Source organism: Microbacterium sp. gxy059 (assembly GCF_050958665.1).
GTDB lineage: Bacteria > Actinomycetota > Actinomycetes > Actinomycetales > Microbacteriaceae > Microbacterium.
Window position 1 is genome coordinate 156,653 of record NZ_JAMXWT010000002.1, and the last position, 14,920, is coordinate 171,572.

General features: G+C 72.9%; 16 protein-coding genes. 14 read left to right on the forward strand and 2 right to left on the reverse strand.

What is annotated here, in order from left to right:
- Positions 1–98: 98 nt before the first annotated feature.
- The 4 genes from NHL53_RS02305 to NHL53_RS02320 are packed head-to-tail and all read left to right on the forward strand — an operon-like array spanning position 99 to position 4,076.
- Positions 99–467: a YraN family protein gene (locus NHL53_RS02305; RefSeq protein ID WP_433774749.1), complete on the forward strand. Its 369-nt coding sequence runs from the start codon at positions 99–101 to the stop codon at positions 465–467.
- Positions 464–1,993 (forward strand): YifB family Mg chelatase-like AAA ATPase, encoded by a 1,530-nt coding sequence (locus tag NHL53_RS02310; RefSeq protein ID WP_433774751.1) that lies wholly within the window; start codon positions 464–466, stop codon positions 1,991–1,993. Before NHL53_RS02305 ends, NHL53_RS02310 begins: the two co-directional genes overlap by 4 nt.
- Positions 1,990–3,120 (forward strand): DNA-processing protein DprA, encoded by a 1,131-nt coding sequence (dprA, locus tag NHL53_RS02315; protein WP_433774753.1) that lies wholly within the window; start codon positions 1,990–1,992, stop codon positions 3,118–3,120. Before NHL53_RS02310 ends, dprA begins: the two co-directional genes overlap by 4 nt.
- 53 nt (positions 3,121–3,173) lie before the next feature.
- Entirely contained in the window at positions 3,174–4,076 is a 903-nt protein-coding gene (locus NHL53_RS02320; protein ID WP_433774755.1) for a tyrosine recombinase XerC, read from the forward strand.
- Between the two features lie 13 nt (positions 4,077–4,089).
- On the opposite strand, the gene NHL53_RS02325 is transcribed toward NHL53_RS02320, so the two are convergent.
- The gene (locus tag NHL53_RS02325) at positions 4,090–4,674 is read right to left on the reverse strand and encodes a peptidoglycan DD-metalloendopeptidase family protein (RefSeq protein WP_433774756.1); all 585 of its coding nucleotides are present in this window, start codon (positions 4,672–4,674) and stop codon (positions 4,090–4,092) included.
- A 331-nt stretch (positions 4,675–5,005) separates the two neighbouring features.
- On the opposite strand from NHL53_RS02325, the gene rpsB reads away from it, so the two are divergent.
- The 9 genes from rpsB (at position 5,006) to NHL53_RS02370 (ending at position 11,854) form a co-directional block, all read left to right on the forward strand.
- Positions 5,006–5,881, forward strand: coding sequence for a 30S ribosomal protein S2 (gene rpsB, locus NHL53_RS02330; RefSeq protein ID WP_433774758.1), 876 nt, complete (start codon positions 5,006–5,008; stop codon positions 5,879–5,881).
- Between the two features lie 105 nt (positions 5,882–5,986).
- Complete coding sequence (gene tsf / locus NHL53_RS02335) at positions 5,987–6,814, forward strand: translation elongation factor Ts (RefSeq protein ID WP_433774760.1); 828 nt, start codon at positions 5,987–5,989, stop codon at positions 6,812–6,814.
- 195 nt (positions 6,815–7,009) lie between these two features.
- Entirely contained in the window at positions 7,010–7,738 is a 729-nt protein-coding gene (gene pyrH, locus NHL53_RS02340; RefSeq protein WP_433774762.1) for a UMP kinase, read from the forward strand.
- A 76-nt stretch (positions 7,739–7,814) separates the two neighbouring features.
- Complete coding sequence (gene frr, locus NHL53_RS02345) at positions 7,815–8,369, forward strand: ribosome recycling factor (RefSeq protein ID WP_433774764.1); 555 nt, start codon at positions 7,815–7,817, stop codon at positions 8,367–8,369.
- 102 nt (positions 8,370–8,471) lie between these two features.
- Positions 8,472–9,398 carry a phosphatidate cytidylyltransferase gene (locus NHL53_RS02350; protein ID WP_433774766.1) on the forward strand — a complete coding sequence of 309 codons (927 nt, stop codon included), beginning with the start codon at positions 8,472–8,474 and terminating at the stop codon, positions 9,396–9,398.
- Positions 9,395–9,958, forward strand: coding sequence for a DivIVA domain-containing protein (locus tag NHL53_RS02355; protein WP_433774767.1), 564 nt, complete (start codon positions 9,395–9,397; stop codon positions 9,956–9,958). Before NHL53_RS02350 ends, NHL53_RS02355 begins: the two co-directional genes overlap by 4 nt.
- A 70-nt stretch (positions 9,959–10,028) precedes the next feature.
- Positions 10,029–10,811, forward strand: coding sequence for a transglycosylase SLT domain-containing protein (locus tag NHL53_RS02360; protein ID WP_433774769.1), 783 nt, complete (start codon positions 10,029–10,031; stop codon positions 10,809–10,811).
- A gap of 9 nt (positions 10,812–10,820) precedes the next feature.
- A complete protein-coding gene (locus NHL53_RS02365; RefSeq protein ID WP_433774771.1) occupies positions 10,821–11,114 on the forward strand; it encodes a hypothetical protein in 294 nt (97 codons plus the stop codon).
- A gap of 20 nt (positions 11,115–11,134) precedes the next feature.
- A complete protein-coding gene (locus NHL53_RS02370; protein WP_433774773.1) occupies positions 11,135–11,854 on the forward strand; it encodes an alpha/beta hydrolase in 720 nt (239 codons plus the stop codon).
- A gap of 6 nt (positions 11,855–11,860) precedes the next feature.
- Here NHL53_RS02370 and NHL53_RS02375 read toward each other — a convergent pair whose 3' ends face one another.
- Positions 11,861–12,910, reverse strand: coding sequence for an AI-2E family transporter (locus tag NHL53_RS02375; protein WP_433774775.1), 1,050 nt, complete (start codon positions 12,908–12,910; stop codon positions 11,861–11,863).
- Positions 12,911–13,092: 182 nt separating this feature from the next.
- Here NHL53_RS02375 and NHL53_RS02380 point away from each other — a divergent pair, with 182 nt between their 5' ends.
- Positions 13,093–14,895 carry a glycosyl transferase gene (locus NHL53_RS02380; protein ID WP_433774777.1) on the forward strand — a complete coding sequence of 601 codons (1,803 nt, stop codon included), beginning with the start codon at positions 13,093–13,095 and terminating at the stop codon, positions 14,893–14,895.
- Positions 14,896–14,920: the final 25 nt, after the last annotated feature.

Sequence of the window (14,920 nt, forward strand, 5' to 3'; positions counted from 1 at the left end):
GCGTCACACCCGGGGATCCGCGCCGCCGATCCCCGCCACCCGCATGATCCCGGGGATCCTCGGGAACGCGCGCCCCGGGATTCGCTCATGCTGGGCGCATGCTCCGCACCCACAACGACTCCCTCGGCCGCGCGGGCGAGGCGCGCGCGGCGTCCTACCTGGAGCGCGCCGGGTACCGCGTGCTCGACCGCAACTGGCGCTGCCCCGACGGCGAGATCGACATCGTCGCGACGCGCGACGGCACGATCGCGATCGTCGAGGTGAAGACCCGCACGAGCCGCCGGTACGGGCACCCGCTCGAGGCCGTCGACGACGGGAAGGTGCGGCGCCTGTGGCGTCTCGCCTTCGCCTGGGCGCGCGAGCACCCCGATGCCTGCGTCGGCCGCGAGCTGCGCGTCGACGCGATCGCCCTCACGGGGCGCGACCCCGCGACCGCCGATCTCGAGCACGTCAGGGGCCTGCGATGATCGTCGTGCGCACCTGGTCCGTCGCCCTGACAGGCCTGAGCGGCGCGCTCATCGAGGTCGAGGCCGACATCACCTCGCATCGCCCGGACTTCCGCATCATCGGGATGCCGGACAAGGCGCTCGGCGAGGCGGCGCGGCGGGTGATGAACGCGAGCGAGAACACGGGGCTCCCGCTGCCCGACCGGCGGCTCACCGTCAACCTCTCTCCGGCGGGGCTGCCCAAGCAGGGCGCGGGGTTCGACCTCGCGATCGCCCTCGTCGCCCTCGCGACCGACGGGCGGATCGACCCCGACTCGCTCGCCAGGACCGCGCACATCGGCGAGCTCGGGCTCGACGGCCGCGTGCGCTCCGTCCCCGGCGTCCTCCCGGCGGTGCTGGCCGCCGTCCGCGCCGGACGGCCGCGGGTCGTCGTCCCCGAGGCGAACCGCGCGGAGGCCGAGCTCGTCCGGGGCGCGGAGGTGCTCTCCGTGCGCACCCTCGCGGAGGCCGCCCGCCTGCACGGTGCCGAGGTCGACGACGCGATCATCGAGGGCGCGGGAGAGGAGCCGGCGGCCGACGAGACAGCGTCTCCGGAGGAGCGGGCCGACCTGGCGGACGTCGTGGGGCAGCCCCAGGCGGTCGAGGCCCTGCTCGTCGCGGCGGCCGGCGGGCACCACGTGCTCATGTCGGGGCCTCCTGGCGCGGGGAAGACGATGCTCGCCCGTCGGCTGCCCGGCATCCTCCCCGAGCTCGACGACGAGGAGGCGCTCGAGGTCGCCGCGATCCGCTCGCTGTCCGGGCAGAGGATCTCCTCCCTGTCTCGCACCCCTCCGTTCGAGGCGCCCCACCACTCGGCCACCCTCGCGGCCCTCGTCGGAGGAGGATCCAGGCGAGCCGCTCCCGGCGCGGTCGCGCGCGCCTCCCGGGGAGTGCTGTTCCTCGACGAGGTGGCGGAGACGCCGCGCTCGGTGCTCGACGCGCTCCGCCAGCCGATCGAGCACGGCGTCGTCGACATCCACCGGTCCGGGTTCACCGCCCGGTTCCCCGCGCGATTCCAGCTCGTGCTCGCCATGAACCCGTGCCCCTGCGGCGAGTTCGGCGCGGCCGGCGGCGCCTGCACCTGCTCGCCGACCGAGGTGCGCCGGTATCAGGGGCGGCTCTCCGGGCCTCTCCTCGACCGGGTCGACATCGACCTGCGGATGGAGCGCGTCGTCCGGCTCGACGACGGCTGGCGCGCGCCCTCGTCCGCGGAGGCGCGCACGCGGGTCGAGGAGGCGAGGGATCGGGCGGCTCGGCGACTCGCGCAGACGCCCTGGCGCCGCAACGCCGAGGTCTCCGGCAGGTGGCTGCGCGACGGCCCGCACGCGCTGGAGGGAGCGGCCAGGGGCACGCTCGACGCGGCTCTGGAACGCGGCCTCATCACCCTGCGCGCCTACGACCGCATCACCCGCGTCGCCTGGTCGATCGCCGATCTCGAGGGGCGCGACGCGCCGAACGCCGTCGACATCGGGCGCGCCCTCTTCCTGAAGAAGGGAGTGCGGGCATGAGCGCGTTCGAGCACGACCTGCTCTCCGCCGATCTCGTCGACGCGGTCGCCGACTGGCTCGGCGCCGACGACGCCGAGGATCGCGCGGCGCGCGCGGCGTGGTCGGTGCTCCTCGAGCCGGGCGACGGCACGGCGGGGGAGCTCATCGCGCAGCACGGCGCCGCGGGCGCCCTCCTCCGCGCGCGTCGGGGCGCGGTGCCCGAGGCCGCCGAGCGATGGAGGCCCCGCTGGGATCCCGACCTCGTGCGCGCCGCGGTCGCGCGAGCCCGCTCGCGGGGGATGACGCTGGTCGCTCCGGGAGACGAGGCCTGGCCGTCGGGACTCGACGATCTCGGCCCTCACGCTCCCGCGGCGCTCTGGGCGCTCGGAGACCCCGGAGCGTCGCCGTCCGCGCCCTCGGTCGCGATCGTGGGGGCGCGCGCCGCGACCCCGTACGGAGAGCACATCGCCGCCGAGCTGTCCGGCGCGCTCGCCGCGGAGGGCGTCGCGATCGTCTCGGGCGCCGCCTACGGCATCGACGGCGCGGCGCACCGCGCCGCCCTGCGGGCGGGAGGGCGCACCGTCGCGTTCGTCGCCGGCGGCGCGGATCGCGTGTATCCCGCGGGACACGCGCATCTGCTCTCGCAGATCTCCTCGTCGGGGGCGGTCGTCGCCGAGTGCGCGCCGGGCACGACGCCGACGCGGTGGCGGTTCCTCGCGCGCAACCGGCTCATCGCGGCGATGACCGACGCGACGATCGTCGTCGAGGCGGGCGCGCGCAGCGGGTCGATCAACACGGCGGGGCATGCCTCGGCGCTCGGTCGCCCGGTCGGCGCCGTGCCCGGCCCCGTCACGAGCTCGACCTCCGCGGGCTGCCACCGGCTGCTGCGCGAATACGGCGCGGTCTGCATCACGGGGCACGGCGACGCGCGTGAGCTCATCGGCCGCACCGAGGCGCCCGCGTCCCTCGGCCGCGAGGCCGCGGAGACGGTGCGCGTCTCCGACGCCCTCTCGCGCCGCACGCCGCGCACGATCGACGAGCTCGCCCGCCGGAGCGGCATGGCTCCGCGCGAGGTGTCCGCGGCGCTCGGGCTCCTCGCGCTCGAGGGGAGGGCCGCGGAGAGCGGGGCCGGCTGGCTCGGAGCCTGAGGGCCGCGGCGCGGCGTCCCCCTCCGGCGGCGCGCCCGCGCGATCCTGGGCGGATGATGCTCTCGCAGGCGACGGCCGACTTCGTCGCGCATCTCGAGCAGGTGCGCCGGCTCTCGCCCGCGACGGCGCGCGCCTATCGCGCGGACCTGGCCGACCTCGCCGCGACGACGGGGGACGTCGAGATCGGCCTGATCGATCTCGAGCAGCTGCGCGACTGGCTGTGGCGGGCCACGCAGCGCGGCGACGCGCGATCCACGATCGCCCGCCGCACCTCGTCGGCCAAGGGGCTCTTCCGCTGGGCGCTCGATGCCGGGCTCGTCGACGCCGATCCCTCCCTCCGTCTCGTCGCCCCCAAGCGCGGGCGCACCCTCCCGCGCGTCGCGACCGCCGATGGGCTCGACGGGGTGCTCGCGGACGCCGAGCGCGCGGCCGCCGACGGCGATCCGGTCGCGCTGCGCGACCACGCGATCCTGGAGACCCTCTACGGCTCCGGCGTGCGCGTCGCCGAGCTCTGCGGCCTCGACCTCGACGACGTCGACCTCGACCGGGCGACCGTGCGGGTGCTCGGCAAGGGATCCCGCGAGCGCACCGCGCCGTTCGGGCGGCCCGCGGTCCGCGCTCTCTCCGCCTACCTGACCCGGGGGCGTCCCGCCCTCGCCGCGCGGACCGACGAGACGACTCCCGCGGTCTTCCTCGGCGCCCGCGGGCGGCGCATCGGCCCGCGCTCCGTCTACGACCTGGTCGCCCGGGCCGTCGGCCCCCTCGTCGGCAGCTCCGCCGTGGGGCCGCACGCCCTGCGGCACTCGGCCGCGACGCACCTGCTCGACGGCGGGGCCGACCTGCGCGCCGTGCAGGAGCTGCTGGGGCACGCGAGCCTCGGCACGACGCAGATCTACACCCACGTGTCGAACGAGCGGCTCGCCGCCGCCTACCGTCAGGCGCACCCCCGCGCCTGACCCGTCCGGGCCCTCAGCCGCAGCAGGGCAGGAGCACCGGCCGCTCGGCGGCGCCGAGCAGCGCCGACGGATCGATGTAGCGTCCGTCCCGCCGCGCTCCGAGGTGCACGGCTCCCGCCGGCGCGTGCCCGCCCTCCGCGAGAGCGCCCACGACCTGACCGTGCGCGACCGCGTCGCCGGAGGAGAGGCCGCTCGCGACGGGCTCCAGCGTGGAGACGAGGCCGCCGCCGTGGTCGATCGTGATCAGGGGGCGGCCGGCGACGACGCCGACGAACGCGACGACGCCCGCGTCGGGGGAGACGATCTCGTCGCCGGAGACCGCCAGGTCGACCCCGCGATGCCCGGGACCGTATTCGTGCTCCGGGGCGACGAACTCCCTCACGATGCGCTCCTCTCCGCCCGGCCACGCCCACGTGCCCGACGCGCGCACGGGGGAGGGCGCGGTCGCTGCGTGAACCGCGCCGTCGACGCCCCTCGCGCCCGAGGCCTGCGCGGGGGAAGCATGCGCCGTCGGGGGCGCCGCGACCGCGGGCGGCCCTGTGAGGGCGACGAGGGGGAGGACGACGGCGATCGTGAGGGGGCGGAGGAGAACGGGCATCTCCCCAGCGTGGCCGGGCGGGCTGATCCCCGCGCGCCGCACCCCGCAGAATGGGGAGAACGCGGCCGGATCGGCGCCCCGGGAGGCGACGTCGAGGCGCCCGGAGCGCGGGCGCGCACGGGGATCCCTCCTGCTACACTGGAGGTCGCATCCCGTGTGCACGGGATGACTTCGCGTGTCTCGCGCGGCCCTCGCGGTCGCGGAAGCGCTTCCCACGGTCCCTCCTCGCGGAGGGCGGGAGCGCGCCGAGGCACCAGGCTCGCCGACGTCGTCGGCGATATCAACCGGAACAGGCGCGGCTCGCCGCGCCCAGACGCAAGGAGAACGGCACATGGCCGTCGTCACCATCCGCCAGCTGCTCGACAGCGGCGTGCACTTCGGACACCAGACCCGTCGGTGGAACCCGAAGGTCAAGCGCTTCATCCTCACGGAGCGCAGCGGCATCCACATCATCGACCTCCAGCAGTCGCTCGCGTACATCGACCGCGCGTACGACTTCGTGAAGGAGACCGTCGCCCACGGCGGCACGATCCTCTTCGTCGGCACCAAGAAGCAGGCCCAGGAGGTCCTCGCCGAGCAGGCCACCCGCGTGGGTCAGCCCTACGTCAACGAGCGCTGGCTCGGCGGCCTCCTCACGAACTTCCAGACGGTGTCGAAGCGCCTCGCGCGCATGAAGGAGCTCGAGGAGCTCGACTTCGACGACCCCGCCGGCACGGGCTTCACCAAGAAGGAGCTCCTCCTCAAGAAGCGCGAGCTCGACAAGCTCCACAAGTCGCTCGGCGGCATCCGCAACCTCACGAAGACGCCGTCGGCCCTCTGGGTCGTCGACGCCAAGCGCGAGCACCTCGCGATCGACGAGGCCCGGAAGCTGGGCATCCCGGTCATCGGCATCCTCGACACGAACGTCGACCCCGACGACCTCGCCTACCCGATCCCCGGCAACGATGACGCGATCCGCTCCGTCTCGCTGCTGACGCGCATCATCGCCGACGCCGCCGCCGAGGGTCTCCAGCAGAAGCACAACCCCGAGAGCGACGCCGAGGCCGAGCCCCTCGCCGAGTGGGAGCGCGAGCTCCTCGAACAGGGCGCGCAGGCCGAGGAGGGCGCCGAGGCTCCCGCCGCCGAGGAGGCTGCCGAGACGCCCGCCGCCGAGGCGCCTGCGGCTGAGACCGAGGCTCCCGCAGCCGAGGCTCCGGCCGCCGAGTGATCGTCCGAGGGCGGGTGCCGAACAGGCATCCGCCCTCGCTCGCGGCGCACCCCGCCGCTCCCACCCACTTTCCGGTCCACCACCGACACCAAAGGGAAGCCACGCATGGCAAACTTCACCATCGCTGACATCAAGGCGCTGCGCGAGCAGCTCGGCACGGGCATGGTCGACACGAAGAAGGCGCTCGAGGAGGCCGACGGCGACCTCGAGAAGGCCGTGGAGATCCTCCGCCTCAAGGGCGCCAAGGGCAACGCGAAGCGCGCCGACCGCGCCGCGACCGAGGGCCTCGTGGCCGCGGTCGAGAACGACGGCACGGCGACGCTCATCGAGCTGGCCTGCGAGACCGACTTCGTCGCGAAGAACGACAAGTTCATCTCGCTCGCCGACAAGGTCCTCGCCGCCGCGGCCGCGACCGGAGCGAAGACCCCGGCCGAGGCCCTCCAGGCCGAGGTCGACGGCCAGACCGTCGAGCAGCTCATCGCCGACGAGGCCGCCGTCATCGGCGAGAAGATCGAGCTGCGGGGCGTGTCGACGCTCTCCGGCGACGCCTTCCAGATCTACCTGCACAAGACGAGCAAGGACCTGCCCCCGCAGGTCGGCGTCGTCGTGGCGTTCTCGGGAGACGACGCGGAGACCGCGCGGTCGATCGCGCAGCACATCTCGTTCGCCGCGCCGCAGTACCTCACGCGCGACGAGGTGCCGGCCGACGTCGTCGAGAAGGAGCGCGAGATCGTCACCGAGATCTCCCGCAACGAGGGCAAGCCCGAGGCCGCCCTGCCGAAGATCGTCGAGGGCCGCGTGAACGCGTTCTTCAAGCAGGTCGTCCTGCTCGACCAGCCCTACGCGAAGGACAACAAGCTCTCGATCCAGAAGGTCGCGGACGACGCGGGCCTGACGATCCAGGGCTTCGCCCGGTTCAAGGTCGGCGCGTAAGCGCGACCCGGTCGCACCGGCATCCGAACGGGGCCGGGAGCTCTCCCTCCGGGGAGGCTCCCAGCCCCGTTCGCGCGTTCTCGGCGGGTCGTGGGGCGTCTGCACAGCCATGACTCGGCAGGATGGATCAGACCCCCTCTCTCGACCGCGCGGGATCCGCGCGCGAGAGGGAGACGACGAGAGGAATCCGACATCGTGACGACCGACCAGACGACGTCCCCCGCCACCCGGCGCGTCCTGCTCAAGCTCTCCGGTGAGGCGTTCGGAGGAGGCCAGCTCGGCGTCGCCCCGGATGTCGTGGGCCAGATCGCGCGGGAGATCGCCGAGGCGGCGCGCGAGGTGGAGATCGCGATCGTCGTCGGCGGAGGCAACTTCTTCCGCGGCGCGGAGCTCTCCAAGCGCGGCATGGACCGATCCCGCGCCGACTACATGGGCATGCTGGGCACCGTCATGAACGCCCTCGCCCTCCAGGACTTCCTCGAGCAGGCCGGAGCGGAGACCCGCGTGCAGTCGGCCATCGAGATGCGCCAGGTCGCGGAGCCCTACATCCCGCGCCGCGCCGAGCGCCACATGGAGAAGGGCCGCGTCGTGATCTTCGGCGCCGGCGCGGGCATGCCCTACTTCTCCACCGACACGGTGGCGGCCCAGCGCGCTCTGGAGATCCGCGCGACCGAGGTGCTCGTCGCCAAGAACGGCGTCGACGGCGTCTACACGGCCGATCCCCGCACCGACGAGAGCGCCGTGCGCCTCGACCACGTCACCTACGGCGAGGCGCTCGTGAAGGGCCTGAAGGTCGTCGACTCGACCGCGTTCAGCCTCTGCATGGACAACGGGATGAGCATGCGGGTGTTCGGCATGGAGCCCGCGGGCAACGTCACGAAGGCGCTCATGGGCGACCAGATCGGAACGCTCGTCACGCGCTGACGCCGCGAGCCGTGCGCGCGGGGGCCGCCCGTGCGCCGATAGAATCTTCTGAGCACACCGACGAATGGAGTCTCCCGTGATCGCCGACGTTCTGGCCGAAGCAACCAGTCGCATGGACCGCGCTGTCGAAGCCGCGAAGGAGGACTTCGCGACGGTGCGCACCGGTCGCGCGAACCCGCAGCTCTTCCAGCGCGTCATGGTCGACTACTACGGCACCCCGACGCCGCTGCAGCAGCTCGCGGCGCTCGCGAACCCCGAGGCGCGCACGGTCGTCATCACGCCCTACGACAAGTCGGCGCTGAAGGCGATCGAGGAGGCCGTCCGCGAGATGCCGAACCTCGGCGCGAACCCCACCAACGACGGGAACCTCGTGCGGGTGACGATGCCCGAGCTCACCGAGGAGCGGCGCAAGGAGTACGTGAAGCTCGTGCGCACGAAGGGCGAGGACGCGAAGGTCCGTCTGCGCGGCATCCGGCGCCAGGTGAAGGACGATCTCGAGGCGCTGAAGGACGAGATCGGCGAGGACGACGTCGCGCGCGGCGAGAAGGAGCTCGACGCCCTCACGAAGAAGCACGTCGACCTCGTCGACGAGGCGCTCAAGAACAAGGAAGTCGAGCTCCTCGAGGTCTGAGCCATGACCGACGCGCCGGAGACCAGTGACCCGCGGCACGACGTGCCGTCGGGCGCTGACCCGTCGCCGCCTACGGGCTCCTCGGGCTCTCTGCACGACCGTATGCAGACGGCCAGGGACGAGCTGGAGGATCGCGTCGAGCACGCTCGCGACCAGATCGAGGCCGCGAACGAGAAGATCAAGCAGCGCACGGGCCGCGACCTCTTCGCCGCGATCGGCGTCGGGGTGCTGGCCGGGGGAGCGGTGCTGGCCTCGCTCGTCTTCCTCAAGTGGATCTTCGCCGTGCTGGCGATCGCGATCGCGGTGCTCGCCGTGTTCGAGTTCGCCCGGGCGCTCCAGGCCAGGGGCAGGCGGATCGACCTCGTCCCGCAGATCGCGGGCGCCGTGCTCATCATCGCGGCCGCGTTCTGGTTCTCGTCGGTCGTGCACTGGATGTCGCTGTTCATCGCGCTGGCGCTGGTGATCGTCTGGCGCGTGCTCGCGCAGATGACGGCGCGCGACGGGCGCGTGTACGCGTCGATCTTCAGCGACATCCTCATGGGGTGCTTCGTCGTCCTCTACGTGCCGTTCTTCGCGAGCGCCGCCCTCGTGCTGCTCGCCCAGGACGGCGGGGAGCGATGGGTGATCGGCTTCCTCATCAGCGTCGTCGTCGCCGACACGGCGGCGTACGCCTCTGGCCTCCTCTTCGGGCGCGGGAGGAAGCACCCGCTCGCGCCGCGCATCAGCCCCAACAAGACCTGGGAGGGCTTCATCGGGGCCTTCGTCGTGTCGCTCGTCGCCGGCGCACTCATCGCGCACTTCCTCCTCGATCTGCCCTGGTGGGCCGGGCTGATCTTCGGCGTCGCCCTGCTCGCCTCTGCGACGCTCGGCGACCTCGGCGAGTCGATGATCAAGCGCGACCTCGGGGTGAAGGACATGAGCTCCTGGCTGCCGGGTCACGGCGGCGTCCTCGACCGCCTCGACAGCATCCTGCCCTCCGCGGTCGTGGCGCTCGCCCTCTTCCACGTACTGGAGCCGCTCGCCTCATGACCGAGACCGCACCCGCCGATCCCTCGCCCTTCACGCGCGTGGGGCCGCGTCGCCGAGGCTACGACCCCGAGGCGGTGGACGCCTTCCTCGCGTCCGCTCGCGCGACGTTCCACGGCATGGACCGCACGACCACGAGCGACGACGTGCGCGCCGCGTCGTTCCCGATGGTGCGCGACGGATACGCGGTGCGCGCGGTCGACTCCGCGCTCGCGCGCCTCGAAGACGCCTTTGCGCAGCAGGAGCGGGCCGACGCGATCGAGGCGGCCGGCGCGGAGCGGTGGGTCGGACGCGCGCGAGAGGAGGCGCAGGAGCTGCTCGCGCGCCTGACGCGTCCGCCGAAGCACCGCTTCGAACGCGTCGGGTGGATGCACAAGGGGTACGCCGTCGACGAGGTCGACGCGGTCTCGGCGAGACTCGCGCGATTCTTCGCGGAGGGCGCCCCCGTCTCGATCGAGCAGGTGCGCCACGCCGCGTTCCATCCCCAGCGCCGCGGCTACCGCGAGGATCAGGTCGACGCCGTCCTCGACGCGGTCGTCCGCGTGATGCTCGCCGTCCGATGACGACGATTTCCCGTGAGTTCGATGCGGGATGGTCACGTTCGCGTAACGCTCGGGTAGACTTCATGGCACTGTGACTTCTGCTGACAACGACTCCCGAGCCATGACCCGCCGTGAAGCGCGAGCGATCGAGCGATCCGCCGTCGCCGAGGCGCGACAGATGAGCCGTGCGACGGCCGCCGCGCGGCGGGCACGTCACCAGCCTCGCCGCTGGGGCGTCCGCCGGGTCGTCGGAGCGTCGTTCGGCGTGATCGCGGCCGCGGGCGTCCTGGCCGCCTCCCTGGCGCCGGTGATCGGCACGCAGGTCGCGAGCGCGAATCAGGACGCGCGTCTGTCGGTCTACGCCTCGGCCGCCGACGAGGCGCAGGTCTTCGCGGCATCCGCCAAGGGCGGCACGCTCTCGGCGCTGGCGACGGTCTCCTACGAGGTCGAGGTCGTCACGCCCGAGCCGGAGCCCGAACCCGAGTCGGAGCCCGAGGTGGCGGCGGCCGGAGAGGTCGAGGCCGAGTCCGCCGGCGACGAGCAGCCCGTCGAGGAGACGCTCCCCGCGCCGATGGCGCCCCCGATGTACGAGGGCGGCGGCTCCAAGGAGGAGTGGATGACGGCAGCCGGCATCGCCGAGTCCGACTGGGGGTACGTCGACTACATCGCCACCCGCGAGAGCGGATGGAACCCGAACGCGACCAACCCCTCGTCCGGCGCGTGCGGCGTCATCCAGGCCCTGCCGTGCAGCAAGGTGCCCGGCAACGGCTACGACCCCGTCGACAACCTGCGCTGGGCGCAGGGGTACGCGGTCGACCGCTACGGCAGCTGGGCCGCGGCGTACGAGTTCTGGACCGCCAACCACTGGTGGTGACCCGCGACGGTGCCCCGCTCCCGACGCCGTCGCCCGCAGGACCGTCAGCAGCGCGCTGACGCCTCGTTCGACCGCCTCCTCTCCGGCTGGCGCCGCACCGAGACGCGGCGCGGCGCGGAGTGGTCCGTGCAGCCCATCGGGCCCGGCCGCTCCGAGAAGCCGTACACCTGCCCCGGCTGCGGGCGCACGGTGGAGGCGGGCATCGCGCACGTCGTGACCTGGCGCGAAGACGGCGTGCTCGGCGCGCGCGCCGACCTCGAGGCGCGGCGGCACTGGCACACGCACTGCTGGACCATCTTCTAGGAAGCGGAGAGAGACCGGTCATGGAGATCCGAGCATCCGTCGTGCTGCCTGCACGGCGCGAGGACATCGAGCTGCGCACCTCAGACGGGCTGACGCTGGTCGGCGAGCTCGCTCTGCCCGCGTCGACGGAGCCGGTCGCGACGCTCGTGACGCTCCATCCCCTGCCGACGCACGGCGGGTTCATGGACTCCCACATCATTCGCAAGGCCGCCGCCCGGCTGCCCGCGCTCGCGGACCTGGCGGTGCTGCGCTTCAACACCCGCGGCACGTCGTCGCCGCGCGGGACGAGCGAGGGCTCCTTCGGGGACGGCGTCGCGGAGGAGGCGGATGTCGCCGCCGCGATGGCGTTCGTCGCCGATCGCGGCCTGCCGCGCCCGTGGCTCGTCGGCTGGTCATTCGGCACCGAGCTGACGCTGAAGTACGGGCGGCAGCACCCGATCGAGGGCGCGATCCTCCTGTCGCCCCCGCTGCACCGCACGACCGACGCCGAGCTCGCCGCCTGGGCGGGGGAATCGCGCCCCCTCGTCGCGCTCATCCCCGAGCACGACGACTACCTGCGTCCGGAGGAGGCGGCCGAGCGCTTCGCGTCGTGCCCGAACGCGCGCCTGATCCCCGTCGAGGGCGGCAAGCACCTGTGGGTCGGCGAGACGCAGACCGCGCGCGTGCTGAACGAGATCGTGGGGGTCGTGAACCCCGGCGCCGCCCCGCTGCCCGTCGAGTGGAGCGGCGAGACCGTCTGACGCGCCTCAGCGGGCGTTCATCCGGGGGATGAGCACCTGGCGGTAGACGATGAGCACGCTCGCCGCGACGGGGATCGCGATGAGCGCCCCGAGCAGGCCGAGGATCGCGCCGCCCGAGAGCGCGGCGACGACGACCACGCCGCCTGGCACCGAGACGGCCCTGCTCATGATGCGCGGCGAGAGGACGTACGCCTCGATCTGCATGTACACGAGGTAGTAGACCGCGGCGATGAGCGCGGTGGTCGGGGTGCCGACGGCGGGCAGCAGGCACACGAGCACGATGATCGTGGAGCCGCTGATCGTGCCGACGAGGGGGATCATCGACCCGAGGAAGGCGACGACCGCGAGCACCATCGGGAAGGGCGCACCGATGATCGACAGCACGATCGCGCTGAGGAATCCGTTGATCGCCGCGAGCGTCACCTGCCCCATCACGTAGTAGCCGACGGAGTCCGTGATCTGCTCGGCGATGTGCCGGAAGCCCTCCCGCTTGGAGGCGGAGACGATCTGGTAGATCGCGTTCTTCAGCGACGGCGTCGAGGCCGTGAGGTAGATCGTCAGGATGAGGATGATGAGCGCGCCGAAGAGCCCGTTCGCGACGCTCACGGTGAGGCTCACGAGGCTCTCGCTGATGGAGAAGATGTTGCGGGTCAGCCAGCCGTTGAACGCGTCGAACACGACGGCGACGTCGACGTTGGGGAAGGTCTCCTCGACCCAGGCCTCGGCGTCCGCCTGCCAGTCGGAGCGGTTGAGGAGGTAGGTGATCCGCCGCACGAACTGCGTGACCTGCTCGACGAGGACGGGGAGGACGATGAGCAGGATCCCCGTGACGGCGCCGAGCACGCCGACGACAGCCGCGAGCACCGCGGCCCAGCGGGGGAGGCCCCGGCGCTCGAGCCAGGAGACCACGGGGTCGAGGCCGAGCGAGAGGAACAGCGCGGTTCCCACGTAGAGCAGCACGCTCGAGAGGCTGGCGACGCTCTGCAGCAGGATGATCGCCAGGCCGACGCCGAGCGTCGCGACGAACGCGAGTCGGAACGGGTTGTGGATCTTCATGCGGCTCCCCGGTCGACGGTCACGTCGCGAGGCTACCGCCGCGAGGGCCCGAGGCCCGCGCGCCCCGCCCGAACGTCGCTCGAGACGCGTCGCTGACGGCGCTTTCAGCGGGCCCCGTTACCCTGGTGCGTCTGAGCTGTCGGGGTGAAGCGCCCCGGCGCGCGAACGAGGAGAGCTGATCGGTGCGATTCGTATGGGCCGTCGTGGCGTTTCTCGCGGCTGTGGGACTCATCGGGGGAGGCGTCGCGCAGCTGACCGTGCTGCGCGGGCCCGATACCGTGACGAGCGAGGTCGCCCCCGCTGACGAGGAGCTGGCGTACACGCTCGTCGACTCGGCGGTCCTCGCGCAGCATCCGGGTCAGCAGACGCTGACCGCCGCCGCGGACGGCGAGGTGTTCGCCGCGTACGGGCGCACGACCGACCTCGAGGCCTGGCTGTCGGATGTCTCGTACAACCACGCCACGCTGGACGAGGGCGAGGTGAGCGTCGAGTCCGTCGACGCGACCGACGTCTTCGCCGATCTCGGCGAGCGCGGCACGGTCGATCCCCGCGGCAGCGATCTCTGGATCGAGGAGCAGGTGGCCGACGGCGAGCTCACCGAGCAGTTCACGCTGCCCGAGGGCATGAGCCTCCTCCTCGCGACCGACGGCGCCGCCCCCGCTCCGCAGGAGGTGAGCGTGTCGTGGCCCGTCACGGTGACGACGCCGTGGGCGGGGCCGCTCATCGTCGCGGGCGGGATCGCGCTCGTCATCGGCCTCGTGCTCTGGGTCCTCGGCATGATCCACCTGCGCCGTCGCCGCGGACCGCGGCGCAAGGGGCCGCAGCAGCCCTCGCGGCGCGCGATCGGCGGACGTCGCGGCGGGCGCCGCGAGGTGGGTCCCGGCGCGCGGCGCGCGTTCGCGGCGATTCCCGCGTTCGTCCTGGCGGGCGCCGTGCTGGCGGGGTGCTCGCCGACCGCGTGGCCCGACCTCTCGTCGGCGCCGGCGCCGACGCCCACCGAGGAGGAGACGGCTCAGCCCGATGAGGAGCAGCAGACTCCCGCGATGACGCAGGCGCAGTCGGAGCGCATCGTCACGAGCATCGCGCAGACCGTGCAGAAGGCCGACGAGGAGCGGGACCTCGACCGGCTCGGCAGCCGGATGACCGACACGGCGTACGAGCTCCGGAGCGTCAACTACGACATCCGCGGCGAGGTCTCCGACCACGCGATGCCCCCCGCGATCCCCGAGGGGCCCGTGCAGGTGCTGCTCCCGCAGGCGAACGACGGCTGGCCGCGTACGGCGCTCGTCGTCGTCGGCGAAGAGGACGGCGAGACGAGCCCGACGATCTTCACGATGACCCAGAGCGACCCCTGGTCGCGGTACAAGGCGTCGTACATCGGCACGATCGGCCCGAACGTCGAGATCCCGGCGCTCGCTCCGGCCTGGCTCGGCGCGGCGCTCGTGCCGCCGGACTCGTCGTTCCTGCAGATCGCGCCCGACCAGATCGGCCGGGCCTACGCCGACGTGATCGCGAAGGGCGAGGACAGCGAGTACGCGTCGCTGTTCGACCTCGAGAACGACCCGTTCCGGGCGGCGCTGAAGGAGAAGCGCGACACGACGCGCACGCACTTCGACGAGACGGCGGAGAGCGACGATCTCGGCGAGCGCACGGCGGAGATCGACTTCTCGCAGGGAGCGAGCGACGCCGCGCCGGTCGCGCTCGCGACGCTCGACAGCGGGGCGATCGTGTCGGTCGCGCTGCGCGACTGGGAGACGATCCGCGCGACGAACGAGGACGCGACGATCCAGATCACGGATCCGCTCGTGCAGCACCTCACGGGCGAGGAGGAGACCGCCACGGGCGTGCAGACGCGCTACGAGAGCGAGCTGTTCTTCTTCGTGCCCGCGCGCGCCGCGGAGGAGCCGATCCGCCTCCTCGGCTTCGGATACGGCATCGTCGGCTCCGAGATCCTGCCCGAGGAGGACGAGGATGCGGGAGAATAGGGGCACGTCTCCCCACACCCGAACC